Origin of the sequence: Micromonospora hortensis (genome assembly GCF_022230935.1) — a bacterium.
Lineage (GTDB): Bacteria > Actinomycetota > Actinomycetes > Mycobacteriales > Micromonosporaceae > Micromonospora > Micromonospora hortensis.
This window is the reverse complement of sequence record NZ_JAKKFE010000071.1, coordinates 146,667-172,540: the sequence shown is the minus strand read 5'-3', so window position 1 is coordinate 172,540 and position 25,874 is coordinate 146,667. Positions and strand designations below refer to the sequence as shown.

General features: G+C 71.5%; 17 protein-coding genes, 1 pseudogene and 1 riboswitch. Of the genes and pseudogenes, 11 read left to right on the top strand and 7 right to left on the bottom strand.

Annotated features, from left to right (window positions below):
• Window positions 1-93 precede the first annotated feature (93 nt).
• Together NIE111_RS31410 and NIE111_RS31405 are read right to left on the bottom strand one after the other, a co-directional pair.
• A complete protein-coding gene (locus NIE111_RS31410; protein ID WP_238687825.1) occupies window positions 94-693 on the bottom strand; it encodes a hypothetical protein in 600 nt (199 codons plus the stop codon).
• 71 nt (window positions 694-764) lie between these two features.
• A complete protein-coding gene (locus tag NIE111_RS31405) occupies window positions 765-6,596 on the bottom strand; it encodes a ThuA domain-containing protein (protein WP_238687824.1) in 5,832 nt (1,943 codons plus the stop codon).
• Window positions 6,597-6,908: 312 nt separating this feature from the next.
• Window positions 6,909-7,018: riboswitch (TPP riboswitch) on the top strand.
• On the opposite strand from NIE111_RS31405, the gene thiE reads away from it, so the two are divergent.
• The 7 genes and pseudogenes from thiE (at window position 7,013) to thiC (ending at window position 12,934) form a co-directional block, all read left to right on the top strand.
• Window positions 7,013-7,639: a thiamine phosphate synthase gene (gene thiE, locus NIE111_RS31400; protein WP_238687823.1), complete on the top strand. Its 627-nt coding sequence runs from the start codon at window positions 7,013-7,015 to the stop codon at window positions 7,637-7,639. It overlaps the preceding riboswitch by 6 nt.
• Window positions 7,633-8,802, top strand: coding sequence for a glycine oxidase ThiO (thiO, locus tag NIE111_RS31395; RefSeq protein WP_372488445.1), 1,170 nt, complete (start codon window positions 7,633-7,635; stop codon window positions 8,800-8,802). Before thiE ends, thiO begins: the two co-directional genes overlap by 7 nt.
• The gene (gene thiS / locus NIE111_RS31390) at window positions 8,793-8,993 is read left to right on the top strand and encodes a sulfur carrier protein ThiS (RefSeq protein WP_238687822.1); all 201 of its coding nucleotides are present in this window, start codon (window positions 8,793-8,795) and stop codon (window positions 8,991-8,993) included. Before thiO ends, thiS begins: the two co-directional genes overlap by 10 nt.
• Entirely contained in the window at window positions 8,990-9,769 is a 780-nt protein-coding gene (locus tag NIE111_RS31385) for a thiazole synthase (protein WP_238687821.1), read from the top strand. The genes thiS and NIE111_RS31385 overlap by 4 nt, the downstream gene beginning before the upstream one ends.
• A pseudogene (locus tag NIE111_RS31380) lies at window positions 9,766-10,344 on the top strand (thiamine phosphate synthase); the annotation flags it as partial. The gene NIE111_RS31385 and the pseudogene NIE111_RS31380, both read left to right, overlap by 4 nt.
• Window positions 10,345-10,538: 194 nt before the next feature.
• Window positions 10,539-11,324, top strand: coding sequence for a bifunctional hydroxymethylpyrimidine kinase/phosphomethylpyrimidine kinase (gene thiD / locus NIE111_RS31375; protein ID WP_238687819.1), 786 nt, complete (start codon window positions 10,539-10,541; stop codon window positions 11,322-11,324).
• 17 nt (window positions 11,325-11,341) lie between these two features.
• The gene (thiC, locus tag NIE111_RS31370) at window positions 11,342-12,934 is read left to right on the top strand and encodes a phosphomethylpyrimidine synthase ThiC (protein WP_112601253.1); all 1,593 of its coding nucleotides are present in this window, start codon (window positions 11,342-11,344) and stop codon (window positions 12,932-12,934) included.
• Between the two features lie 156 nt (window positions 12,935-13,090).
• Here the strand turns inward: thiC and NIE111_RS31365 are convergent, their stop codons facing one another.
• From NIE111_RS31365 to NIE111_RS31350, 4 genes are all read right to left on the bottom strand, one after another.
• Window positions 13,091-16,090: a hypothetical protein gene (locus tag NIE111_RS31365; protein ID WP_238687818.1), complete on the bottom strand. Its 3,000-nt coding sequence runs from the start codon at window positions 16,088-16,090 to the stop codon at window positions 13,091-13,093.
• A 76-nt stretch (window positions 16,091-16,166) separates the two neighbouring features.
• Window positions 16,167-16,475: a cupin domain-containing protein gene (locus tag NIE111_RS31360; RefSeq protein ID WP_007465195.1), complete on the bottom strand. Its 309-nt coding sequence runs from the start codon at window positions 16,473-16,475 to the stop codon at window positions 16,167-16,169.
• Window positions 16,472-17,422, bottom strand: a complete 951-nt coding sequence (locus tag NIE111_RS31355) for an LLM class F420-dependent oxidoreductase (RefSeq protein WP_210784139.1) — start codon at window positions 17,420-17,422, stop codon at window positions 16,472-16,474. The genes NIE111_RS31360 and NIE111_RS31355 overlap by 4 nt, the downstream gene beginning before the upstream one ends.
• Before the next feature lie 2 nt (window positions 17,423-17,424).
• Entirely contained in the window at window positions 17,425-18,210 is a 786-nt protein-coding gene (locus NIE111_RS31350) for an ABC transporter ATP-binding protein (RefSeq protein ID WP_238687817.1), read from the bottom strand.
• A 270-nt stretch (window positions 18,211-18,480) separates the two neighbouring features.
• Between NIE111_RS31350 and NIE111_RS31345 the strand changes: the two genes are divergently transcribed.
• Together NIE111_RS31345 and NIE111_RS31340 are read left to right on the top strand one after the other, a co-directional pair.
• Window positions 18,481-19,512, top strand: a complete 1,032-nt coding sequence (locus tag NIE111_RS31345) for an ABC transporter substrate-binding protein (protein WP_238687816.1) — start codon at window positions 18,481-18,483, stop codon at window positions 19,510-19,512.
• A gap of 103 nt (window positions 19,513-19,615) precedes the next feature.
• Window positions 19,616-20,473, top strand: coding sequence for an ABC transporter permease (locus NIE111_RS31340; RefSeq protein WP_238687815.1), 858 nt, complete (start codon window positions 19,616-19,618; stop codon window positions 20,471-20,473).
• 210 nt (window positions 20,474-20,683) lie between these two features.
• Here NIE111_RS31340 and NIE111_RS31335 read toward each other — a convergent pair whose 3' ends face one another.
• A complete protein-coding gene (locus NIE111_RS31335; protein WP_238687814.1) occupies window positions 20,684-21,862 on the bottom strand; it encodes an ABC transporter substrate-binding protein in 1,179 nt (392 codons plus the stop codon).
• A gap of 444 nt (window positions 21,863-22,306) precedes the next feature.
• Between NIE111_RS31335 and NIE111_RS31330 the strand changes: the two genes are divergently transcribed.
• Together NIE111_RS31330 and NIE111_RS31325 are read left to right on the top strand one after the other, a co-directional pair.
• Window positions 22,307-25,453, top strand: a complete 3,147-nt coding sequence (locus tag NIE111_RS31330; RefSeq protein ID WP_238687813.1) for a sensor histidine kinase — start codon at window positions 22,307-22,309, stop codon at window positions 25,451-25,453.
• A complete protein-coding gene (locus tag NIE111_RS31325) occupies window positions 25,450-25,857 on the top strand; it encodes a roadblock/LC7 domain-containing protein (protein ID WP_007465177.1) in 408 nt (135 codons plus the stop codon). Before NIE111_RS31330 ends, NIE111_RS31325 begins: the two co-directional genes overlap by 4 nt.
• Window positions 25,858-25,874: the final 17 nt, after the last annotated feature.

Here is a 25,874-nt window from a genome sequence, read left to right as displayed (position 1 = left end):
GAACGACACCGGGCCGGGCCGCTCGTCGCGGCCCGGCCCGGTCCTGTGCGTGGGCGCCGGAGCGCCGGGCTACCAGCTGGTGCGCCGGTCGGTCTAGCTGGTGCGGCGGCGGCCGAACAGCATGGCCACGCCCATGGCGGCGGCGATGAGCACGAGACCGGCCGCCGCGAACGGCCACCAGTCCGCTCCGCCGCCGTCCGCCGGCTCGGTCACCGCGACCGGCTTGGGCGCCGGCGGTGACTGCGCCGCCTTCGCCTGCACCGTGGCGGTGGCCTTGCTCTGAAGTGGAGCGGGGGAGTTCACCGACACCTTCCACGTTCCGGTGGAGAGCACCGGGCCGCTGCTGTAGAAACCGTGCCCCTCGGGCTGCGGTTCGAGCTGCACCGGCCCGACCCGCTGCCCGTCCGGGCCGGTGGCGGTGAGGACCAACCGCACCACCTGCTCCAGCCGGCGACCATCGGCGTAGGTGGCCTGGATGGTGACGCCCTGAGCCCCGTCGCCGGCCACAGTGAGTTTGAGCTTGTCAGCCTGCGCCGCCGGGGCAGCCTGCGCCGCCGGGGCAGCCTGCGCCGCCGGGGCAGCCTGCGCCGCCGGGGCGGCCTGAGCAGCCTGCGCTGCCGCCGGGGCGGCGGCGGACAGGGTCACTGCCAGTCCGACGAACACGGCGGCCAGGATCTTGCGGATACCCGTCACGGACATCTCCTCCCTACCGATGAGGGAGGCCCCTCCCCGACGCCGTAGCGCCGGGGAGGGGCCTCGTCGGATCAGAGCTGACGACCGGGTGCCAGCCGGGTGGCATCGCCACCGAGCCGCCCGGTGCCCTTTACCGAGTCGCCGCCGTTCGCCTTGACCCCGGCCTTGCTGGCCGCGCCGCCGAGCCGAACGATCATGGCGTCGGCGTCCCGGATCAGGACGTCCCGGACCTCCGCCTCGGGCACCAGCGTGGCGTCGCTGGCGAGCGTCCGGAACGCGGTCAGCTGCCGGACGGCAGCCTTGTCGTCGCCGGCCGCCTCGGACGCGCGAACAGCGTCGAGCTTGTTCGACAGCTGCTTGTGCGCCTTGGTCGAGAGCCGCCCCGTCGCCTTGAACCGGTCCAGCAGACTCTGCATGTCCCGGAACGAGGTGGTGACGAAGAACCGGACCGTCGAGGTGGTCTTGTTGCCCGCCTTGTCGGTAGCGGTAACGGTCAGCTCGTGCAGGCCGAGCGACAGGTCGTACATGGCCTGCAGAGTGCCGCTGGTGTATGCCTGGCCGTCGAGCTGACCGACCACGCTCGCGATGCCCGAGGTCGAGTCGACGGCCTGCCAGGCCACCCGGACGTCCTGGCTGTCGCCGTAGAGCTGGCCGTCGGCCAGCCCGGACACCAGCAGCGTCGGCTTGGTGCCGTCGATGCGCAGCACCGCCGACTTCAGCGTCTCGACGTTGCCAGCCTTGTCCGCCGAGCGGAACAGCAGCTCGTGCTGCCCGTCGCCGGTCACCTCGATCGGCGTCGAGTACGGCGCCCACGCCCCACCGTCCAGCGACCACTCCACCGTCTTGACGCCGGAACCGGCGTCGGTGGCGGCCAGCACGACCGGGATGGTCCCGTTGTGCCAACCGGCGTCGTTCGCCGGAGCGAACGTCGCCGAGGTCACCGGCGCTGTGGCGTCGATCTTGACCGAGACGGTCTTGGTCGCCTCCACGTTGCCGGCCTTGTCCGTCGAGCGGAACCGGAGCTCGTGCTCGCCGTCCCCGCTGACCGCCACCGGAGCGGTGTACGCCGTCCAGGTGGTGGCCCCGTCCAGCTGGTACTCCGTACCGGCGAGGCCACTACCGCCGGCCTCGTCGGCACCGGTGAGCGTGATCGTCACCGGCCCGGTGTGCCACCCGTCGGTCGGGGTGCCGGAAACCGCCGAGGTGGTCACCGGCGCCGTCTCGTCGGCCACCTTCGTGCTGAGCCGGAAGTAGTCGAACGAGGCGGTCTTCGACGCCGTCTGGTTGGCGCCGAGGGTGAACAGCCCCACCTTCGGGGTGGCCCCGACCGCGCTGGTGGTCAGCGTCGGCAACGCGGTCCACGTCGTCCCGTCGGCCGAGTACGACGCGGTGAACGTGTCGCCCGTGCGGGCCAGCCGCAGGTGCCACACCGCCGAGGTCAGGTTGCCCGCCTCGGGCTGCGGGTTCTGGACCACCCCGGCGATCTCGCTGCGGAACTCGATCCGCCGCGTCACCGCCTGGCCGGCCTGGTTGTCCGCGATGAAGTCGAACTTCACGTAGTTGTCGTCGTCGGCCTGCACGAGCAGACCGGCCTGCTGGTACTGCTCGTTCAGCAGGCTGCCGTCGACCTTCGTCTCCAGGGTCCAGTCGCCGGACGGCGCGGTCTGGAGGATGAAGTTCTTCGGCCCTGTGTTGTCGGTGCCGTAGATGTCACCGTTGGGCACGTCGATCCGCAGCGCGCCATCGGTGACCCGGTAACCGCTCGGGTCCTCCCGCGTCACGGCGTCCCACCGGCACTTGTCGAGCGTGCTGCCGGTGAACTCGTCCGACGGGTCGACCGGGCCGGCCGGAGCGTCCGGCGTGACCTGGAACGAGTCGAACGCGGCGTCGACAACCGGCGCCTCGGTGCCTCCGTTGAGCGCGAAGACCCCGATCCGCGGGTTGGTGATGCCCTCAAGCGCGGCCGGACGGCCGACCGGGGTGAAGGTCTGCCCGTCGCCCGAGGCGGACGCGGTCAGGTTCGTGCCGTCGCTGGTGATCCGCAGGTACACGGTGTCACCCGCCGGTGCGTTGGTGGCGTCGGCGGCCTCGTTGCGAGGAGTGGCCGCCGTCTCCCGGATGAACTCCACCCGCCGGCTGCCGTTGTACAGCAGGTCCACCTTGGCGTAGTTGTCGTCGTCGCCGTACACCAGCAGGCCGGCCTGCTGGTAGTTGGCAGTCACCGGCAGCGTGACCTTGGTGGTCATCTCCCATGCGCCGGTCGGGGCCGCCTGGAGCACCAGGTTGGTGGCGTCGTTGCGAGCGCCGTAGAGGTCACCCACGCCAGTGGGCAGCCGCAGGGCACCGCCACTGAGCGAGTAGAGCTGGTTCTCCCGGACGACGCTGGTCCAGCGCTCCTTGTCGAGGCTGTTGCCGTTGAAGTCGTCCGAACGCGCCCCGAAGCAGGACGTGTCCGGCGCGTCGACCCGCACCGGCACCGTGGCGTACGACTTGGCGCCCTTGCTGTCCGTCACCGTGAGGGTGGCCGTGAAGGTGCCCGCGCTGGTGTAGGTGTGGCTGGCGTCCAGTGTGGTCGCCGAGCCTCCGTCACCGAAGTCCCAGGCGTACGTCAACGGGGTGTCGCCCTCGGCGTCGGTGGCCGTTCCGTCGAAGGCGACGGTGACCGGTGCGGTGCCGGTGGCCGGGGTGGCAGTGGCGCTGACCACCGGCGGCCCGTTCTCGGTGACACCGCGGCCGACGAAGTCCATCCAGTTGACGTTGAACAGCGAACCCGTTCCGCCGTTCGGATCGCGGGCCAGGAAGTACAGCGAGCCGCTCGCCGCGCCGGTGACCGGTGCGCTCACGTCCGTGTACGTCTGCCACGCGCCGGTCGACGGTACGACGGCCGTGGCGACCACCGGTCCGTCGACGGCACCCGCGCGCACCTCGATCCGACCGCCAGCGGCGGCGGAGGCGGCCCGGAACCGAATCTCGGTGATGTTGGTCAGGTCCGCCGGAGCGACCGACCACCAGTCGCCGTCCTCGATGAACGCGATGCTCTGGCCGCCACCGGCGGTGTCGGCGCCGGCCTCCCGCTGCACGCCGGGGTCTCCACCGCCGGTGCTCACCGGGGCACGCCCGGTGGCGGTGAAGTACTCGGCCTGCTTCTGCTTCGGCTGGAGGACCTCGATCTGCCGACCGGTCAGGGCACCGGCGCCGCCGGCACCACCCTCGTCGGTGTAGGTCGCCTCGAAGACAGCGAAGACGTTCGCCTCGGCGCCGTGCCCGGAGGCGAGCGACGTCTGGACGGTGCCGGTGCAGCCGGTGTGCTGCTCCAGCGGGTGGGCGTGCTCGTCGTGACCGAGCAGCACCTGAAGCCCCACCCGGTCACAGTCGATCTGCCCGTCCTCGGGGTCGGTCACCTTGATCGAGTAGCGGACCTGGTCGCCCCAGTTGAAGAACCCACCGTCCGGCGGGAACTCGATGGTCACCGTCGGCGCGGTGTTGCCCACGGTGACCGGCACGTTGGCCACCGCGGTCCGGCCCTTGGGGTTGGTGACGGTGAGCTGGGCGGTGTAGTTGCCCGCCGTGGCGTACGTGTGGGTCGGGTTGGCCTCGGTCGAGGTCTGCCCGTCGCCGAACGTCCAGGCGTAGGTGAGCGTGCCACCGTCCGGGTCTCGGGAACCGGCGCTGGAGAAGGTGACAGTCAACGGCGCCGGACCCGAGGTCGGGTTGGCGGACGCCGCGGCGATCGGGGCGCGGTCACCGGCGGTGTAGTCGATCCGGTAGACGCCCGAGTTGTCGTTGTTGCCGCCGAAGCCGCTGCCCCACTCGATCAGGTACAGCGCCCCGTCCGGGCCGAACTCGAAGTCCATCGGCCGGACCATGCTCATGCCGGTGAGCAGCTGGTTGATGTCCACCAACGACTTACCGTCGGGGGTCAGCTGCATGGTGTACATCTTGTTCTGGTTCCACTCGCCGAGCAGAGCCTTGCCGTCGTAGTACGCCGGCCACTTGCGGTTCGAGTTCAGGTCGGCGTCGTAGCGGTAGACCGGGCCGCCCATCGGGGCGCCGCCGCCACCGATCTCCGGGTAACGCGCGTCACCGGCGTACCCGTAGTCGACCGTCGCCGGGACCACCGGCGGGAGGTTGGTCAGGCCCGTGTTGTTGGGCGAGTTGTTCACCGGGGCGGCGCAGTCGAACTTCGGACCGCTCGGGCCGGACGGGAACGTGTAGTCGTTGTACGCCTCGTTCGTGCCCGTGCAGTACGGCCAGCCGTAGTTGCCCGGGGTGACGACGTTCCACTCGACCAGACCGCGGGGGCCCCGGTTCGGGTTGTCCGTGTTGGCGTCCGGTCCGTAGTCCGCGACGTACAGCGTGTTGGTCTTCGGGTCGGTGCCGATCCGGAACGGGTTGCGGAAGCCCATCGCGTAGATCTCGGGACGGGTCTTCTCGGTGCCCGCCGCGAAGAGGTTGCCCGCCGGAACGGTGTACGTCCCGTCGTCCTCCGGGTGGATCCGGATCACCTTGCCGCGCAGGTCGTTGGTGTTGCCGGAGGTGCGCTGCGCGTCGTAGTCCTGGCGACCCGCCCGCTCGTCGATCGGCGAGTACGAGTTCGACTCGAACGGGTTGGTGTTGTCACCGGTGGCCAGGTAGAGGTTGCCGTCGCCGTCGAAGGCCATGCTGCCGCCGGCGTGACAGCAGGTGTTGCGTTGGGTGTCGACCCGTAGCACCTGCTTCTCGCTGGCCAGGCTGATGGTGTCGCCGGTGACGGTGAAACGGGACAGCAGGTTGCGGGTGACCCCGTCGTTCGGGGCGTAGTACAGGTACACCCAGTTGTTTGTGGCGAAGTCCGGGTCGAGCCGGATGCCGATGAGGCCGTCCTCGTTACCGGTGAAGACGTCCAGGTCGACGGCGGTGACGGTGTTGCCGGTGTCCGGCTTCACGATCTGCACGCGACCGTCGCGCTCGATGTAGAAGACACGCCCGTCGGGGGCGACGTCCAGCTCCATCGGGTTGCTGGTGTTGCTGTCCAGCGTGACCTTCTCGAAGTTCGAGGTCTTCGAGGCGCCGCAGTCGGCGTTCTCGACGCCGGCCGCGGTGCGGATGCCGCCGAGCAGGTGGGAGAGGAACTCGGGCTCGGCGTACGACTCCCGGGTGTGCCCGCCGCCCGTGTACCAGGAGCGGCCACCGTCGTAGTCCTGACACCAGGCGATCGGGTGGTCCGCACCCATCGCGCCGGCGCCGGCGGTGTAGCTCTTCTCGTCCAGGCTGGCCAGCACGTGCACGTCCGGCCGGGGGTTGGTCTGGTAGTTGTACCACTCGTCGAACCGGGACCACCGGTCCGGCAGACCGGCGGTGGACGGGTGGGCGTGGTCCTCCACCTTGACAGTGGCCTGCTGGTTCTGCGGGTGGTTGGCGAAGTACGCGCCGACCAGGTCGCCGTACCAGGCCCAGCTGTACTCGGTGTCCGACGCGGCGTGGATGCCGACGTAACCGCCGCCGGCCTTCACGTAGCGCTCGAACGCCGCCTGCTGGTCGGCGTTGAGCACGTCACCGGTGGTGGAGAGCCAGATCACGGCCTTGTACTTCGCCAGGTTGGCGTCGTTGAATGCGGCGCCGTCCTCGGAGTTGTCAACCGTGAATCCGTTGTCGACGCCGAGCTGCTGGAGGGCGGCGACGCCGGTGGGGATGGAGTCGTGCCGGAAGCCGGCGGTCTTGGAGAAGACGAGGACGGAGAAGGGATCGGCCGCGGCCTTTGGCGCCTTCGGCGCCACCTGGCTGACCGGGGCTGCGGCTTTCGCATCCCGTGGGAGAACCTGGGCGGCCGCCTGCGCGGGTGCGCCGAACAGGGTGGTCGAGGCCATGGCCAGGGAGATCAGGGTTGCGGTGATGGGTAAGCGGGCACGACGAGAACGGGACACGCCGCCTCCTGTGTCGTAGTGACAGAGCTCGCGGGAGTCGGCTCGCCGAAGGCCGTCCCTGATGGAGCCGGTGGTCACACCCTGCCAGGGTGCCCCCACCGACATTTTGTCGAATCGCTGAACAAATTAATTCGGCTGGCTCGATGTCGGGCAAGATGCGGACGGGTAACGGTTCTGCAACGGGGGGCGACATTCCGAACAGGACCCCATGAAGTGCCCCATTGGATCTCGCTCGTTTTGACGCGGCCCGCCGGCCGGCCACCGCCGACCCCGCGCCTTGGCAGGCCGGCGGATCTGTCGTACGGTGACACGCAAGTAACCCACGGGAGCCCGGTGTACCGGGCTGAGAGGGGGGCTGACAGCCCCCGACCGTTGAACCTGATCCGGGTAATGCCGGCGCAGGGAGGAGCGTTGCCGTGCCGTCCCTGGGGCGATTGCATCTCATCACCGACACCCGACCGGGTCGCGACCCACTCGCAGTGGTTCGCGCCGCCCTCACCGTGGCCCACGCCGATCTGGTCGTGCAGGTCCGGGTCGAGGATTCCGCCACCGACCGCGAGGCGTACGACCTGACCCGGCGGGTGCTCGCGCTCTGCGCGTCGTACCGGGCGACCTGCCTGGTCAACGACCGGTTACACGTGGCGCTGGCGGTGGGCGCCGCCGGTGGGCACGTCGGCGCCGACGACCTGCCGGTCGCCGCCGCCCGCCGGGTGCTCGGCCCCACCGGTGTGCTGGGCGCCACCGCTCGCGCGCCGGGCCCGGCGAGCGAGGCCGTCGCGGCGGGCGCCAGCTACCTGGGCGTCGGGCCCTGTCACACCACCAGCACCAAGACCGGCCTGCCGGACCCTATCGGGCCCGCCGGGGTACGCGCCGTCGTCGACGCCGTCGACGTCCCGGTCATCGCGATCGGCGGAGTGACCGCAGCCCGGGTGCCGGCGCTGCGGGCCGCCGGAGCGTACGGGGTGGCGGTGGTCGGTGCCGTCTCCGCCGCCGCCGACCCGGCACGGGCGACCGCCGAGCTGATCGAGGCCCTGACGTGCTGACCGGCCGGTCCCCGTCACCGCCGTCGAGCGACCGGGTCCGGCCGGACGTGGCAGTGGTGGGTGCGGGGCCGATCGGGCTGGCGATCGCCTGGCGATGCGCCGCGCGCGGGCTGCGGGTGGTGGTGCACGATCCGGCGCCCGGCTCGGGGGCGTCGGCGGTGGCCGCCGGCATGCTCTCCCCGGTCGCCGAGGCGTACTTCGGTGAGCGGCAGCTGACCGGGTTGTTGCTGGCGTCCGCCGCCCGCTGGCCGGCGTTCGCCGCCGAGTTGACCGAGACGACCGGAGTCGAGATCGGCTACCGGACCGAGGGCACCCTGATGGTCGGGCTGACCGGCGACGACCTGGCCGAGGCGCGCAGGCTGTGGGCGTACCAGCAGGGGTTGGGTCTGCCCGTGACGCCGCTGCGCCCCAGTGAGCTGCGCGACCGCGAACCGGCGCTCGCCCCACGGGTGCGCGGCGGCGCGCTCGCGCCCACCGACCACCAGGTCGACCCGCGGCTGCTGGTGCCGGCGCTGCGCACGGCCGCGCAGCGGGCCGGCGCGGTGCTCGTGCGGCAGCCGGTCCGGTCGGTGTCCGACGTGGACGCGTCGGTCACAGTGGTCGCCGCCGGCTGCGGGGCCGCAGCGCTCACCGGCCTGCCAGTGCGGCCGGTGAAGGGCCAGATCCTCCGGCTGCGCGCGCCCGACGGCGTCGCGCCGGGCTTCCGGCACGTGATCCGGGGGTACGCCGACGGCGAGCACGTCTACCTGGTGCCCCGCGCCGACGGTGAGGTGGTGCTCGGCGCGACGGTCGAGGAGCGCTCGGACACCACTGTCACCGCTGGTGCCGTGCAACGGCTGCTGCGCGCCGGCGTCGATCTGCTGCCCGAGTTGGCCGAGTACGACCTGGTCGAGGCGGTCGCCGGGCTGCGTCCGGGCACTCCTGACAACGCACCGATCCTCGGGCCGCTGCCCGACCGACCGGACGTCCTGGCCGCTACCGGGCACCACCGGCACGGCATCGTGCTCACCCCGATCACCGCCGACCTGATCGCCGACCTGGTGCTCGGCGGCGTACCCGACCCGCTGCTCGCGCCCTTCCGGGCCGATCGCTTCGGCGGTGCCGCCGCGGTGGCCGCGTCGGGCGGACCTGAACCGACGATGGAGGGGGACCTGTGGAGTTGACTGTGAACGGGGCCGGGCGCAGCGTCGCCACCGGCGCGTCAGTGGCGGACCTGGTCCGCGACATCGTGCCGCATTCACGTGGGGTGGCGGTCGCTGTCAACGGCGAGGTGGTGCCTCGGACCGGCTGGCCGGCCCGAGCGCTGTGCGACGGTGACCGGGTCGAGGTCCTCACCGCGGCGCAGGGCGGGTGAGCGGCGTGACCTTCGAACTGGGTGGGGAGACCTTCACCTCACGGCTGATCCTCGGCACCGGCGGCGCCGCGAACCTGCACGTCCTGGAACAGGCGATCCGGGCGTCCGGCACCGAACTGGTCACACTGGCGCTGCGCCGGGTGGGCACGGCGCCGGGCTCCACGGGTGGGCTGCTGGAGTTGCTGGACCGGTCCGGCGTACGCCTGCTGCCGAACACCGCCGGCTGCCACACCGCCACCGAGGCGGTGAAGGTGGCCCGGTTGGCCCGGGACGCGTTCGACACCGACTGGGTCAAGTTGGAGGTGATCGGCGACGAGCGGACGCTGCTGCCCGACGGGGTGGAGCTGCTCCGCGCCGCCGAGGAGTTGGTCGCCGACGGCTTCACTGTGTTGCCGTACACCAGCGACGACCCGGTGCTCGCCCGCCGCCTCGCCGACGTGGGCTGCGCCGCGGTGATGCCGGCCGGCTCCCCGATTGGCTCGGGGCTCGGCATCGGCAACCCGCACCACATTCGACTCATCCGGCAGGGTGTGGACGTGCCGGTGATCCTCGACGCCGGCATCGGCACCGCGTCCGACGCGGCGCTGGCCATGGAGCTGGGCTGCGACGGGGTGCTGCTGGCGAGCGCTGTCACCCGGGCGGCCGATCCGGTGGCGATGGCCACCGCGATGCGGTACGCGGTCGAGGCGGGCCGACTGGCCGCCCAGGCCGGCCGGATCGAGCGCCGCTTCCACGCGCTCGCCTCCACCCCCGACGAGGGAAGACCAGAGCTGTGACCCCGCCGTCCGGGGTTGTCGTGTTGACCGACCGGCTGGTGGCGCGGGGTGGGCTCGATCGGGTGGTGGCGGGGGCCGTGGCCGGGGGAGTGCGCTGCGTGGTGCTGCGGGAGAAGGACCTGCCGCGCGCCGAACGCGCCGCCCTTGCCGCCGACCTGCGCGCGATCCTCGTCGACGTCGGCGGAACCCTCGTCGTGGCCGGCCCCGACCCGCTCGGCGGCGACGCCGTGCACCTGCCCGCCGCCGGGCCGTACCCACCGCCAGCTCACGCCTTGGTCGGCCGCTCCTGTCACGACCAACCAGAGCTGGACCGCCTGACCACCGAGCACTACGCCACCATCTCCCCAGTCTGGCCCACGAAGACAAAACCGGGCTACGGCCCACCCCTGGGACCGGACGGTCTGCGAAAGCTTGTCGAGACCAGCCCGGTACCCCTGCTGGCCCTCGGCGGAGTGGAAACCCCGGAACAGGTAACCGCCTGTGTCAAGGCAGGAGCCGCCGGAGTGGCGGTGCTCGGCGCGATCATGCGAGCCAAAGACCCCACCGAAACAGCCGCGAGTTTGACCAGCGCTTATGTCGAGGCGGTCACCCCTGTGCTGACCCAAACCCGGCGCGGGGTCACCCAGGTCTCCACGTCAGGGCTGCGGCCGACCGTGCCCACGCAGGGATCAAGCCTGACCGCCCGGAGTGGGCACGGTCGGCCGCAGCCCCCAACCGCAACCAGTAACGGCCGGCCGCAGCCCCGAACCGCAACCAAAGGCCAGGGAAAATGACCCCGAGCACCATCCTCACAATCGCCGGCTCGGACTCCGGCGGCGGCGCAGGCATCCAGGCCGACCTCAAGGTCTTCGCCGCGCTGGGCACGTACGGCACCAGCGTCCTCACGGCGGTGACCGCGCAGAACACCCGGGGCGTCGACGCGGTGTTGCCGCTGCCCCCGCGCACCGTCACCGAGCAACTGGACAGCGTGCTCACCGATTTCACCGTCTGCGCGGTGAAGACGGGGATGCTCGGCACCCCGGCGATCGCGGACGTGGTGGCCGAGGCGGCCCGGGACGGCCGGCTGCCTCAGCTCGTCGTCGACCCGGTGCTCGTCGCCACGAGTGGTCACCGGCTCGGCGTGGTGGGCGCTGTGGAGCGGCTGCTGCCGTACGCCATTGTCGCGACTCCGAACTGCGCGGAGGCCGCGGCGATCACCGGACGCCCGGTGGACGACGTGGCCGCGATGGTCGTGGCCGCCGAGGCACTGGTGGCCGGCGGCCCGGAGTACGTGGTGGTCACTGGCGGTGACCTGGACGGGGGCGAGGCGGTCGACGTGCTGCACGGCGGCGGCGTCACCACACTGCTGCGCGCGCCGCGAGTGACCACCCGGCACACCCACGGCACCGGGTGCTCGTTCTCGGCGGCGATCGCGGTGCGGCTCGGTCTGGGCGATCCGGTGCCGGCCGCCGTGGGGGCCGCCAAGGAGTACGTGCTCCGTGCGCTGACCGGCGCGCGGGGCTGGGAGCTGGGCGCGGGACGTGGGCCGCTGAACCACTTCGGCTGGTCCGCTTGATCACCAGGGAGGCTGTCATGCACGCACGAGGCAAGGTGTACGTCGAGGGTTCGCGGCCGGATGTCCGGGTGCCGTTCGCGGAGGTGGGGCTGACCGGGGATCTGCCGCCGGTGCGGCTGTACGACACGTCCGGCCCTGGTTCGGACCCGGAGGTGGGGCTGCCGCCGCTGCGCGGGCCGTGGATCGCCGAGCGGGGTGACGTGGCCCCGGTGCGGGGTGCTGGCACGCCCCTCGCCGGGGTCGACGGTCGTCGGCCCACCCAGCTCGCGTACGCGAGGGCCGGTGTGGTGACGCCGGAGATGGAGTTCGTGGCGATCCGGGAGAACGTCGAACCGGAACTCGTGCGGGCCGAGATCGCCGCGGGTCGGGCGGTGCTCCCACTCAACGTCAACCACCCGGAGTGCGAGCCGGCGATCATCGGTAAGGCGTTCCTGGTCAAGGTGAACGCCAACATCGGCACCTCGGCCGTCAGCTCGTCGGTGGCCGAGGAGGTGGAGAAGCTGACCTGGGCCACCCGCTGGGGCGCGGACACCGTGATGGACCTGTCCACCGGTAAGCGGATCCACGAGACCCGTGAGGCGATCGTGCGGAACTCGCCGGTGCCGATCGGCACGGTGCCGATCTACCAGGCGTTGGAGAAGGTCGGTGGCGACCCGGTGAAGTTGAGCTGGGAGGTGTTCCGGGAGACGGTGATCGAGCAGGCCGAGCAGGGCGTGGACTACATGACCGTGCACGCCGGGGTGCTCCTGCCGTACGTGCCGCTGGCGGTGGACCGGGTGACCGGGATCGTGTCCCGGGGCGGTTCGATCATGGCGGCGTGGTGCCTGGCGCACCACGAGGAGAACTTCCTCTACACCAACTTCGAGGAGCTGTGCGCGCTGCTCGCGCGCTACGACGTGACGTTCTCCCTCGGCGACGGGCTGCGCCCCGGATCGATCGCCGACGCCAACGACGAGGCGCAGTTCGCCGAGCTGCGCACCCTCGGTGAGCTGACGAAGATCGCCTGGGCGTACGACGTCCAGGTGATGATCGAGGGCCCTGGTCACGTGCCGATGCACAAGATCAAGGAGAACGTGGACCTTCAACAGGAGTGGTGCCACGAGGCGCCCTTCTACACGCTCGGTCCGCTGACCACCGACATCGCGCCCGCGTACGACCACATCACCTCGGCGATCGGCGCCGCGATGATCGGCATGTTCGGCACCGCGATGCTCTGCTACGTCACGCCGAAGGAGCACCTCGGCCTGCCGGACCGGGACGACGTGAAGGCGGGCGTCATCGCGTACAAGATCGCGGCGCACGCGGCGGACCTGGCCAAGGGGCACCCCGGCGCACAGGCCTGGGACGACGCCCTGTCGAAGGCGCGGTTCGAGTTCCGCTGGGAGGATCAGTTCAACCTCTCGCTGGACCCGGAGACGGCGCGCTCGTACCACGACGCGACACTGCCCGCGGAGCCGGCGAAGACCGCGCACTTCTGCTCGATGTGTGGCCCGAAGTTCTGCTCCATGAAGATCACCCAAGAGCTCAAGGAGTACGCCGCACGCGGGATGAAGGACAAGTCGGAGGAGTTCGTCTCCGGCGGAAGCCGGGTCTACCTACCGCTCGCCTGACCCCACCCGGCATGATCGACTCGGGTTCATTGATGTCGCGGTGTTCGACCGCCTTGGGATCGGCCGATATCAGTGAACCCGAGTCGATCAAACGACCGGTCGGTACGTCTGCGCGCCGCGCAGTGGAGTCAGTGGCGCTGGGTCAGTGGCGCTGGGTCAGTCGCGGTGGTGTCGGCCGGTGGAGCGCAACGACCGACGGCTGTTCTCCTGCTCGGGCTCGTTGTCCGACACCGGCTTGCTCAGACCGGCGACCCAGTCGACGAATTCCTCATCCTGAGATGCCAGGGGCTCCGCCTCATCCGGCGTCTTCGGGCTCTCCTCGTCGGCGCGGGACCGGTTGCGGCGGAACAGCCCACCGAGCCGCCCTTTCCGGGAGGGCTGCTCTGCCACCTTCGGGTGCGTCGGTTTCGCCGACGTGGTGTCGGTGTCGGTGGCGCTGTCGGTGGTGGCGCTGGAGGGCGTGCCCACAGTGCTCGGGAACTCCGGCCGGCCCGGGTGTCCGGCGGCAGCGGTCGTCTCGCCGGCTTCGGTCGGCGTTGTCCGCGCCGTCGAGCTGTCCGGCGATTCCGCGGACCCGCGTCGCCGAGAGGTGTCGAACGCGTTCCAGGTGCCGGCCCGGCTCAGGTCCGGCAACGGTGCCCGATGCCGGGGCTTGGGCATCGGCCCGGTTGGCGCGTCGGGCCTGCTCGGCCCCTCCGATGCCGTTGCGTCCGGCTCGGCGGTCTGCGGTGGCACCGTCCACGTCGAGGTGACCGGCCAGGCCGACGGTGCGGGCGTCCACCGGTCCGCGTCCGGGTCACCGGCGGCGGTGGCCCCGAACAACCCGGCGGCGGGAACGTCCTCGGCGGCGGGCCGCGCGCTGTCGGTGTCACGAGCCCCGGCTACCGCAGGATCGCTGGTCGTGTCGGCCGGGGCTGCCTTGCTGCCCGTGCCGGCCTTCGGGACGCGCGGGAGGGCTTCCGCGCCAACCGGGCCGGCAGCGGTGGTCGGCGCCGCCGTTGCTCGCGTCGCGTCGGTCGTGTCGGCCGGTGCTGGTGTCGCCCCACTGGGTGCTGGTGTCGTGCCGGTCCCGGTGGTCGGGGTCCCTGCGGCGTCGGTTGCCGTGGTGGGGGACTCCGGGCTGGCCGGCACCTGTGTCGCGCCGGCATCGGCGGTCGTCGAGGCAGCCGGTGCTCGCTTCGAGCTGGTGACGGGCGTGGCCGGTGCTCGCTTCGCGCCGGTTGCGGTGGTCCCGTCTGCCGCCGCGCCGGAGGCAGCAGCCGAGGCGACCTCGGAGGCCGAAATCGACCGCCCACCCGGGCTTCCACGGCCGGGCCCCGGAGTGTCGGTGGCCACGTCGGAGGCGGTGGTGTCCGGGTTGGCTTTCGACTTACGGCCGCGTCGCGGCTTGATCGTCAGCGGTGCCTCGGGCGTGCCGGGGTCGGCCGGGCCCGCGCTGCTCGCCTTCGTGCTCGTGCCTGACCCCGTGCCCGTGCCCGTCGAGGCCGGGGCGGCGGGACTGGGAGCGCCCGTGCCAGTCGGTGCTGTGCTGGTCGCCTCGGCGCCGCTGCCCGTACTCGTCGGGGCCGTGCTGGTCGGGGCTGCGCTGCTCCGGGCCGTGCTGCCGGTCGCGGGGATGGGCGCGTCCGGGGTGGTCGGCGCGCTGGCAGCGGCCGCGCTGGTAGTGCCGGAACCGGGTGCGCCCGTGCCGGCCGGGGTGGAGGCGGTCTTGCGGGTGGTGCGCCCACCGGTCGGCCTGCCGCTGGTCGCCGTGCTGCCGCTGGTGCCCGTCGCGGTGCTGCCGGTCGGCTCGTCGACCGCTCGGCCGCCCGTCGGGGTCGCGGCGTCGGTGCGTCCGGCTGTGGTGCCGGTCGCGGTGGCGTCGGTGACGTTGCTGAGGTCGGTGCCGGCCGAGGGCTCGGTCGTCGCCAGGGCATCGTCCGGGCGCGGGGGCGTCTGCCCTGCGGCGGTGAACTCGCCGGTCGGCGCGGTCAGCCAGGCTGCGGACTGAGGGGGAGCGGCGGGAGTCGGAGCGGCGGGCGCCGGACCGTGCTGTCCGCTCGCGGTGGTCTCCGGCCAGTCCCAGTGGGCCGGGACGGTGCGTACGGCATCGGGGTCGCCCGTCGCCCACGGACCCGCAACGACGCCGGCGCGCTTCGTGCTGGTGGCCAGCTCGGCGTTTGTCGTCTCCGTGTCGGTGCGCTCGGTGCTGTCCCGGTCGTCCGCAGTGCTGTCCCGGTCGTCCGCCGCGCCGGGCAGCGCCGGGCCGGCGGGCAGCGGGCGCAGGATGGCGGTGGGCTCGATCGCCTGCGGATCGGTGGTACGGGTGCTCGTCGGCCAGCGCAGCAGCGCGGCGGCGGCCGCGCCGAGCGCTCCGGCCAGGATCGCGATCAACGAGCCGTAGTAGGGGGCGGTCTGGTAGCGGTCCACGGCGTCGCCCGGACCGGCGGTCAGGTAGGCGAACGCCACCAGCACCGGACCAGCCACCCCGGTGGCCCCGCTGACCAGTGGAGCCTGACCGCGCCAGCGAGCCAGCCCGGCGGTCGCCGCGCCGGCCAGCAGCGCCACGATGGGCAGCAGGAGCAGCGCCAGCCGCTGAGCGGCGGCGTCGTCGAGCCAGCTCGGCTCCAGTACGCCGAGCCGGACGGTCGGCAGTGGGCCGGCAGTGCCGAGCGACGGTAGTACGGAGATCAGCGCCAGCAGCCAGACGACGCCGGCCACGGCCGCCATGTTCCATCCCAGCTCGGGCCGGAACAGGACGGCTATCGCGGCGCCCGCCCCGATCACCGCACCGACCACGGCGCAGATGCCCACCGCCCAGACCGGGTCAACGGAGATCAGCTCCGCGGCGCGGGCGGGCTGCATGCAGAGCGGGGCGATGACTGTGGCGCCGAGGGCTGCCGCGCCGCCGACCGCCAACTGCCGGCCGGTGCTGGCCGCCGGGGCGTCGCGGCGAGCGAGGCGTCCGGTCAGGACGGCGCCGGCGACGGCCGCGTTCGCGGCGAACCAGCCCACCCAGACGAGCTGGGCCGGCCACTGGTTGACTGTCGTACCGGTGAATGCGCCGGTCAGGCGGACGATGCCGAAACCGTACGCGACGCCGAGCTGGCCGGCTCCGGCCAGCACGCTCACCCCGAGCGCCGTGAGCAGCAGTCTGCCCCAGGTCCGAATGGCCATGTCCGGCACGTTACGCACCTGGTACACCCGATCGCCACCGGCGCGCCGCGCGGCACGCCGGTGGCCATCGGCGGGTCTACTTGAGTTCGACCAGCCGGGCCAGGTAAGTCGTATCCCCGACATTGGTCAGCATGTGCACAGCGCCCGGGTCTCGGTAGACCACTCCGCCGGTGGGCTCGTCGGCGTCGATCCGGGTGCCGTCGATGGTCTGTACGACGTTCTTGGCGCCCTCGATCGCCACCACCAGGTAGGGGTGGTCGTGCCGGTGCAGGGGCTGCCGCTCGCCCGGCTCGAGGCGGATGTGCCAGACCCGGACCCGGTCGTTCTCGTACACGATCTCCTGACCCACCGGTCCGAGTTCGGTTCCGTCGATCACGTCGGTCATCGTGCTCCGTCCAGTTGGGGCAGCACCTCGGCGGCGATCAGCTCGAGGTGGTCCAGATCATCGAAGTCGATCAGGCGCAGGTGGACCCGGGTGGTGCCGATCGCGGCGAACTCGCCGAGCCGCTGCGCGAGCTGCGCGGGGGAGCCGACCACCGGGTCCTCCGGTGGCAGCGCGCTCTTCTCGTGCAGGGGCGCGGCCCGACGCTGGGCCTCCGCGTCGGTCCGGCCGATGGCGACGACGATCCCGGCGGACAGCACCAGCGGGGCGCGCCCGGACTCCGTCCGTCCGGTGCGCTCACACGTCTCGCGCACCCGGTCGTACGCCTCGGCGGTGGCGGCCACGGACTTGAACGGCATGTTGAACTCGTCGGCGTACCGGGCGGCCAGTTCGGGTGTGCGCTTGGGGCCACGCCCGCCCACGATGATCGGTGGGCCGGGCACCTGCACCGGCTTGGGCAGGGCGGGAGCGTCCACCAGCCGGTAGTGGTCGCCGGTGAAGCTGTAGGTCTCGCCGGGCGGGGTGGCCCACAACCCGGTGATCACCTCGAGCTGCTCGGCCAGCCGGTCGAAGCGCTCGCCGACCGCCGGGAACGGGATGCCGTACGAGGTGTGCTCGCGCTCGTACCAGCCGGCGCCGATGCCGAGGTCGACCCGGCCGCCGCTCATCTGGTCGACCTGCGCGACCATCACCGCGAGGGGGCCGGGCAGGCGGAACGTGGCCGACGTCACCAGGGTGCCGAGTCGGATCCGCTCGGTTTCCCGGGCCAGCGCGGCGAGGGTCAGCCAGGCGTCCGTGGGGCCGGGCAGGCCCGGGTCGGCGCCCATCGACTGGTAGTGGTCGGCGCGGAGGAACCCCTCGTAGCCGCAGGCCTCGACCAGCCGCGCGAACCGGAGCTGGGTGTCGTAGCTGGCGCCACGGTTCGGCTCGGTGAAGACCGACACCCGCATGGTCAGTGTCCTTCCGCGCCGGCGGTGGCCGGCTGTTCGCGTTCCATGAGCAGTTCGTGCAGGTCGGCGCTGACCTGGGCGACGTCGGCCAGGTGGGCGTTGCGGCCCAGGGTGCGGGGCCGGGGGATGGTCACGTCGACGACCTTGCGGATCCGGCCGGGGCGAGGGCTCAGCACGACCACCCGGTCGGCGAGCAGCACCGCCTCGTCGATCGAGTGGGTGACGAAGACAATGGTCGGCTTGTTCTCCATGTGCACCCGCTGGAGTTCGCCGGAGAGTTCCTCGCGGGTGAGCGCGTCCAGCGCGGAGAACGGCTCGTCCATCAGCATCACCCGGGGCTCACCGATCAACGACCGGCACAGCGACACCCGCTGCTGCATACCGCCGGAGAGTTCGTGCGGCAGCCGCTTCTCGAAGCCGGCCAACCCGGCCACGTCGAGCAGTTGCCGGGCCCGCTCCCGGTGCTTGGCGCGGCTCCAGCCGAAGATCTCCACCGGCAGCAGGACGTTGTCCAGCACTGTGCGCCAGGGCAGCAGCGCCGGCTTCTGGAACAGCATGGCGATGTCCTGGCGGGGGCGCGCGATCGGCGTACCGGCGACGGTGATCTCACCGGCACTCAGTGGGAGCAGCCCGGCGATCAGCCGTAGCAGTGTGGACTTGCCGCAGCCGGAGCGGCCGAGCACGGCGACGAACTCGCCCTCGGCGACGTCGAGGTTGATGCCGCGCAGCGCCTCCACCCGGCCGGATCGGCCCTCGAAGGTACGGGACACCCCGGACAGTCGGATCATCTCCGGCGTACCTCCGCTGAGTGGACGGTCAGGAATCCGACAAAGGCTAGCCGCCCTGTCGAGGTATGGCACCGGCTGGGGTCGTCGTCAGGTTGTATCCGTTCCGCAACCCGATACGCCTGGCGTCGCAACTGTGGGTTTCTCGTACGCTGTGCCCGCGAAGAGTCCCCCCACGACGGCGGCGCCCGGCTTCCACCCCTCCCGCCGGCCCGTCACGACAACCCCCTCCGGTGGCCTGCCGGCCCCGGTCGGAAAGGACATGGTGCACTGATGAGAAGGCTGACCCGTACGGTCGCTACGGCCGCGCTGGCCACCGCCCTCGCCTTTGTCTCCGCCTGCAGCAGCGGGTCGGATTCGGCCGACGATGCCAAGGGCGGCGACGGCAAGACGCTGGAGAAGGTGACCTACCTCACCTCGTTCGGTAACTTCGGCCGTGACTCCTACGCCTGGGTGGCGAAGGACAAGGGCTTCTTCAAGGAAGCCGGCTTCGACGTCGAGATCAAGGCTGGTCAGGGCACCGGTGGCGTGATCCAGACCATCGTCGGTGGCCAGGCCCACTTCGGTCCGATCGACCTCACCGGCGGTCTGCTCCAGCTCGGCAACGGCCAGGCGAAGGACTTCACCGCGGTGGCCGCGATCCAGCAGCGCACCATGGCGGGCATCGCCACCGTCGAGGGCAAGAACATCAGCTCGCCGAAGGACCTGGAGGGCAAGAAGCTCGCCGACACCCCCGGCTCCGTGGTCCGCAACCTGTTCCCGACGTACGCCCGGCTCGCCGGTGTGGACGCGACCAAGGTGACCTGGGTCAACGGTGAGGCGCAGAACCTGATCGGCACGCTGGCCTCCGGCTCGGTGGACGGCATCGGTCAGTTCGTCGTCGGTCAGCCGACCATCGAGGCGGCGGCCAAGAAGAAGGCCGTCATGCTGCCGTACAGCAACGTGATGCAGGACCTCTACGGCAACGTGCTGATCACCTCCTCGAAGATCGCCAAGGAGAAGCCCGAGATGGTGAAGAAGTTCACCGCGGCGCTGCTCAAGGGCCTTGAGTACAGCCTGGCGAACTCCAAGGAGGCCGCCGACATCCTGAAGAAGAACGTCGACGCCACCAACCCGGTCTCCGCCGCCGCCGAGCTGGAGCTGATGGCCGCGTACGTCCGTTCCGGCAACACCGGCACCGCGATCGGCACCCTGGACAGCGGTCGGGTCGCCAAGAGCATCGCCATCCTGCAGGGCGCTGGCGCGCTGAAGCAGAACATCACCCCCGAGCAGATCATCGACTTCAGCCTCGCGCCGAAGGCCTGATCGTCCGGTCGTCATCAGGGGGTACGTCCCGCCGATCCCGGTGGGGCGTACCCCCGTCGCTCGTCGGCCCCCGGCGGGCCGTGGGATTTCGAGGAGGACAGAGATGACCGACGTCCGGTCAGCGGACCCGGCGGTGGCGGAACCCCCGCCCCCGGGTGCCGGCCCCGAGGTAGGGCGCGCGGGTCGAGGTGCCGGTCTCCGGGCCGGGGCCGACGCGGCGCTGCCCGCGGTCGGCATCCTGGTCGCGCTGGCGGCGTGGTGGTTGATCGCCCGGCTGGAGCTGGTCCACCCTGTCGCCCTGCCGCCGCCCGGCGACGTGTTCAGCGCGTTCGTCGAGAAGCCCGCCCAGATGCTGGAGCACACCTGGGACACCACGCTGGAGATCCTGATCGGGTTCGCCCTCTCGGTGGCCGCCGGTGTGCTGATCGGGCTCTCGCTGGCCAGCTCCCGCACCGTGGAGCGGATGTTCACGCCGCTGCTGGTCGCTGTGAACGCGGTGCCGAAGATCACGTTGGGCCCGCTGCTGGTGGTGGCGCTCGGCTGGGGCCAGAAGCCGATCCTGACCATGGTGTTCCTGCTCTGCTTCTTTCCGATCGTGCTCTCCACCGCGACCGGGCTGACCACCACCCCGGCCGACCTGGCCGAACTGGTGCGTTCCTGGAACGCCTCCCGCTGGCAGGCGTTCCGCAAGGTGCGCTTCCCGGCGGCGCTGCCGCAGATCTTCGTCGGGCTCAAGGTGGCAATGCCACTGGCCGCGATCGGCGCGGTGATCGGTGAGTTCCAGGCCGGCGAGAGCGGCCTCGGCTACGTCATCACGCAGTACGCCGGCATCGGCGACGCCGCCACCGCCTGGGCGGCGATCATGCTGGTGGCGCTGGTGAGCATCCTGCTCTACGCGGCGCTCCTGCTGATCGAGCGGTTCGCCCTCCCCTGGGTGCGAGAAACCACAAGCAGCCGCTAACCGACCACCCCAAAGATCAACACCCAGAAACGCGAAGGGCCGGCCTCCCTCTCAGGAGGCCGGCCCTTTCCATCGACGCTGCTGGCGCAAAGGGTGTGGCCGACCGTGCCCGGCGCAGGGATCAAGCCTGACCGCCCGAAGCCGGGCACGGTAGGCCACACCCCCAGCCGGCACACGACGAAGAGCGCCGGCACGAAAGGCCAGAGGCGTTTACCCCGCCAACCGCCAACGACCATTGCGGGCGACCAGCGTGGTGAGTGCCTGTGGCATCAGGCCGCTGTGGTTGTCCGGCGTCATGCGGATCGGGCCGGAGAGGCCGTCCATCTGGGACGTCTCCAGCACGTCCCGGATGCCGTTACGGTCCACCTTCCCGATCTCGCCGCCGGCGCGCAGTTCGGCGTCGGCGATCAGCTGGACGGCGTCCGCCGCGAACGACGAGGACCCGTTGTAGCCACCGAAGCGGGCCGTGTAGTCCTGGAACCACTGCCGCCGCGCCGCCTTGGCCGGCGTGGTGGCGATCACGTCATCGATCACCATGGTCTGCGTGAAGATCAGCGTGGCCTTCTCCGTCGCCTTGGCCGCCGCGCCGAGGAAGAGGTCCCCGGCCGCTGCCGCGTCGAAGTAGATCGACCCACGGAAGATGGTCTGCTGCACGCTGGTGGCGGCCAGTGTCGCCTGCTCCGGCGGGGTCCAGAAGACCATCGCGTCGGGCTTGCCCGACGCGAGCTGCTGAACCTGCTGGCTGACGTCGGTGTCGGTGGTCTTGATCCGCTGCTGTCGGAGCGTGATCTTGGCCTTGTCCAGCTCGCTCTTGAGCGCGGTCGCGCCCTCCTGGCCGTAGTCGTCGTCGCTGACCAGCATCCCCACCTTACGGATGTTGTTGCGGCGCAGTTCGGTGGTCAGTGCGGCGGCGCTGTCCGCGGCGTTAGGGCCCAGCTTGAACACGTAGCGCCGTTCAGCGGCCGGCGCGGCGATCGCGCCGGAAGCGGCTAGCGCAATGGTGGGAATCCGCTTCTCGTTGATGGTCCCGACCGCTCCGACCGCGCATTCGTTGCAGCCGCCCATGATGATGGCGCTGACCTTCGAATCGCTGCTGAAGTCGACGATGTTGCGAAGTGACTCGGCCGAGTCGGAACGGTTGTCCTTCACCTTCAGGTCGATCTTCCGGCCGTTCAGTGCTCCGGAGGCGTTCAACTGATCGACCTTGAGTTCGAGGGCGCGCTGGTATGTCCGGCCAACCGTGGCTGCGGCGCCGGAGAGTTCGAGATCGGCGGCGATCACGATCGGACTCGTGTCCTTCTCGGCCTCGCCAAACTGGCAGCCGGTGAGCGTGGTGGCCACTACGGCCGATGCGAGCGCCGCGATGGTCGCGGAGCGGATGGGGCTCAACTCAGTCCTCCAGGTGCGGGCGCGGGCGCTGCCCGGTCACCGCCGCTAATCCGTCCTCAGTGGAGGACGGGATCTCCTCTGCCGTACGGTGTGCGCGAAGCCTGCAAAACCTTGCCAATGGCCGGCGCTGTGGTCAAGCGCGGACCCCGGCAGCATTTTCGGGACGGCCATCCCACATGCTGGGGTAACGCAATGTTTGCAAAAGCTCACTTTGCATACACGCGTGACCACTCTGGAGTTACATGCCCTGTTCAGGGGCTTGCGGAAATGAAGGTATCAGTTGCCCGGATCACGGGATGCGCTCCGTCCGACCGTTTCCTACCTCACTGCGGCTTCCCAAACACGATCATCTCTGATGAAATCGCGGCCGTGCCGCGCGTGGTCCCCTCCGCTTACGGCATGGCTCGGCGGCTCAGGCGGGGAAGAAACGACGGAGGCGATGTCGTGAGCACCGGACCGACGACCCTGCCCGCGCTCGGCGATAGCGGTCGGCCTGCGCGCCGACGGATGCCGAGACTGCGTGATGCCCGGATCCGGTCCAAGTTGGCGTTGATTCTGGTCGTCCCGGTGGCGGCGGTGATCGCGCTGGCCACGGTCCGTCTGATCTCCGTCGGCGAGGGCGCGTTCGACGCCACGCGGGCCCGGTCACTGACGGCCCTCTCCGTCGACGTCAGCGCCCTCACCCAGGATCTCCAGTCCGAACGGATGGCCGCGGCCGCCTACCTCGCCGCTCCGCAGCAGCCGGCCGACGCGTACAACCTGCGGGTCCGCCAGACGCAGCAGCGGGTGGACGAGTACCGCGCCGAGCGGGGCCGGATCGGCGACGTGCCAGCCGCCCTGCGGGACCGGCTGGCCGCCATCGACGACCACCTGGCCACCCTGGACGGCACCCGTCAGGAGGTGCTGGACCGCCGGCAGATGGCTGTCGCCGAGGCGGTGCTCCGCTACGGAGTCATCCTCACCGACCTGGTCTCCTACGGTGACGGCCTGGCCCAGCTGCCCGGCGACGAGAGCCTGGCGGACAGCCGCCGCGCCGTCGCCGCCTTCGCCCGCGCCAAGGCTTCCGTCGCCGAGGAAGAGGCAGTTGCCTTCACCGCGTTGACGGCCGGTCAGCTCGACTCGGAGCAGTTCTCCTCCTTCGTGGCAACGTTGACCGGTCAGCAGGAGGCCCTGGTCGCGTTCTCGCTGGCCGCCGACCCGGTGCAGCGCGCCCTGGTCGACAGCACCGTCTCCGGCGACGCGGTCGGCCTCGCCGACCGGGTGGCCACCGACATCACCCGCTCGGTCGGGCAGCGCCCGCTGGTCACCGCGCAGGACGCCACCGCGGCGATCGGCGCCGTGAACGACCTGATGCGCTGGGCCGAGATCCAACTGCAGGACCGACTGCTTCAGCAGGCCGACCAGGCCCGTTCGGACGTCATCCGGCAGGCAGTGGTCGAGTCGATCCTGGTGCTGCTGACCCTGATCATCGCCGTGTCGCTGGCAGTGGTGCTGGCCCGCTCGCTCAACCACTCGCTGCGCCGACTGCGTGAGGGCGCCCTCTCGGTGGCCAACCACGACCTGCCCGACGCCGTGCAGCGGCTGCAGAACATGGGCAGCGTGGGTGACGGCGGGGTGGACGAGATCGTCCGCCAGGTCCGGGACCCCATCCAGCTCAACACCCGCGACGAGGTCGGCCAGGTGGCGCTGGCCTTCAACGTCGTGCACCGGGAGGCGGTGCGGGTCGCCGCCGAGCAGGCGGCACTGCGTACCAGCGTCTCGGCGATGTTCCTCAACCTGGCCCGCCGTAGTCAGACCCTGGTCGACCGGATGATCGGCGAGCTGGACGCGATCGAGCGCGGCGAGGAAGACCCGAAGCGGCTCGCGCAGCTCTTCGAACTGGACCACCTGGCCACCCGAATGCGCCGCAACGACGAGAACCTGCTCGTCCTGGCCGGCGCCGACTCCGCCGCACCGCGTCACGACAACGCGCTGGTGGTGGACGTGCTGCGTGCCGCCCAGTCCGAGGTGGAGCTCTACAACCGCATCGAGTTCGGCACCGTCGACACGGATATCTCGGTGGCCGCACACGCGGTGAACGACGTGGTACGCCTCGTCGCCGAGCTGCTCGACAACGCCACCCGGTTCTCGCCGCCGAACACCACAGTTGTCGCCGACGGTCGCCGGATCCGCGACTACGTGCTGATCCAGATCGAAGACCGCGGTCTCGGCCTCACCGACGACCAGCTCGACTCGCTCAACCGGCGGCTGGCCGCCCCGCCGAGCGTGGACGTCGCCGCGTTCCGACTGATGGGTCTGGCCGTGGTGAGCCGACTCGCCTCCCGCTACGGCATCCGGGTGGAGTTGCGCCGCAACGTCGAGGGCGGCACCGTCGCCCAGGTGACGTTGCCCGCCGCCACTGTGGTGCTGCCCAGCAACCGGGGCCGCGAGCAGGTGCTCACCCGACCACGTCAGCCGATGGCCGTGGAGCAGGCGCCGCTCACCTCGGGCGGCCACGCCGAGCAGTTCGCCGGTGCCGGGACGACGGCGGCGACCTTGCCCGACCAGTGGCGGACCAGCCCGCCGGCACCCGCCCAGTGGCAGTCGCCGCTGGACTCGCGGGACACCACCCCGGCCGTACAGGCGGGTGGCTACACCGGCCCGCGTTCGACGATGCCGCCGGCACCCGCCGCCCCGGCACCCGTCGCCGCCCCCGCCGCCCCGCTCCCGCCGGCCCGGCCGGCCTACAGCAACGGCGCGGGCGCCTCGCTGGGCAGCCCGACAGTGGCCTACCCGACGGTCGACCCGCTGCCCCGACGCGGGTCCACCCCGGATGCCCCGGTGACCGCGGATGGGCGTGGCACGCAGAGCCTCCCGGTCGGGCCGGTCGCCGGGCCGGGCGCTGTGGCACCGCCGGCCGTTCCGTCGGTGCCCGCCGCACCGGTCAGCACCCGGCCCGACTTCCCCGCCGAGGCTCCGATCTTCCGGGAGATGGAGGCGGTCTGGTTCCGGTCGCACGGCGACGACGCCACCGCGATCTTCACCCGGCCCAACTTCGACGAGCCGCCCGCACCCGCCACCACCGCAGCGGCCGACGCCGGCCTGCGCACCGGCAACGGCGGCCAGCCGAGCGCCGGATCCGTGCCGGCCGCGTCGCCGGCCCGACCGAAGCTGCCGACCCGTACCCCGGGCAGCTCCGGCACCGACGGAGCGGCCACCCCGGGCGCCGACGGACTCGGCGCCACAATGGACGGTTTCGCGGCGCGGCCGTCGGCGCCGCCGACGTACGCCCCGCCCCCGGCCGCCCGGCCGGCTCCGGCCGCACCCGCCCCCGACCCGGGGGCATGGCGCACGGCGGCGGACGAAGGCTGGTCCCGGGCCAGCCGGGCTGCCGAGCCTGCTCCTGCCGGGACCACCCGCTCCGGGTTGCCCAAGCGGGTCCCGCAGCAACAGCTCGTGCCGGGTGGCATCGAACCGAAGAGCGGCCGGGACCGCAGCCGGCGGACCCCGGATGAAGTACGTGGTCTGCTGTCGGCCTACCACCGCGGTGTGCAGCGCGGTCGGACGGCCGGAACGGACCTGAACAGCACCTCGACCAAGGAGAGCCGATGAACAGGCCAGCTGCCATGCAGGACATGGGTTGGCTGCTCACCAACTTCGCCGACAGCGTGGCGGGCATCGCCCACGTGGTGGCGGTGTCCGCAGACGGGCTGCTGCTCGCCTCCTCCCGGGATCTGCCGGGGGACCGGGCGGACCAGCTCGCCGCGATCACCTCCGGGGTGGTGAGCCTGACCGAGGGCGCGGCCCGGATGTTCAGCGCGGGCGGGGTGTTGCAGACAGTCATCGAGATGGACAGCGGGTATCTCTTCCTGATGTCGATCAGCGACGGCTCCTCGATGGCCGTGCTGGCCGCGCGCAGCTGCGACGTGGGCCAGGTGGGCTACGAGATGGCGCTGCTGGTCGAGCGGGTGGGCGCCGCGCTGGTGCCGCTGCCGCGCGACGCGGTGCGCTCTTAGCACCGGAAGGCGGCGCT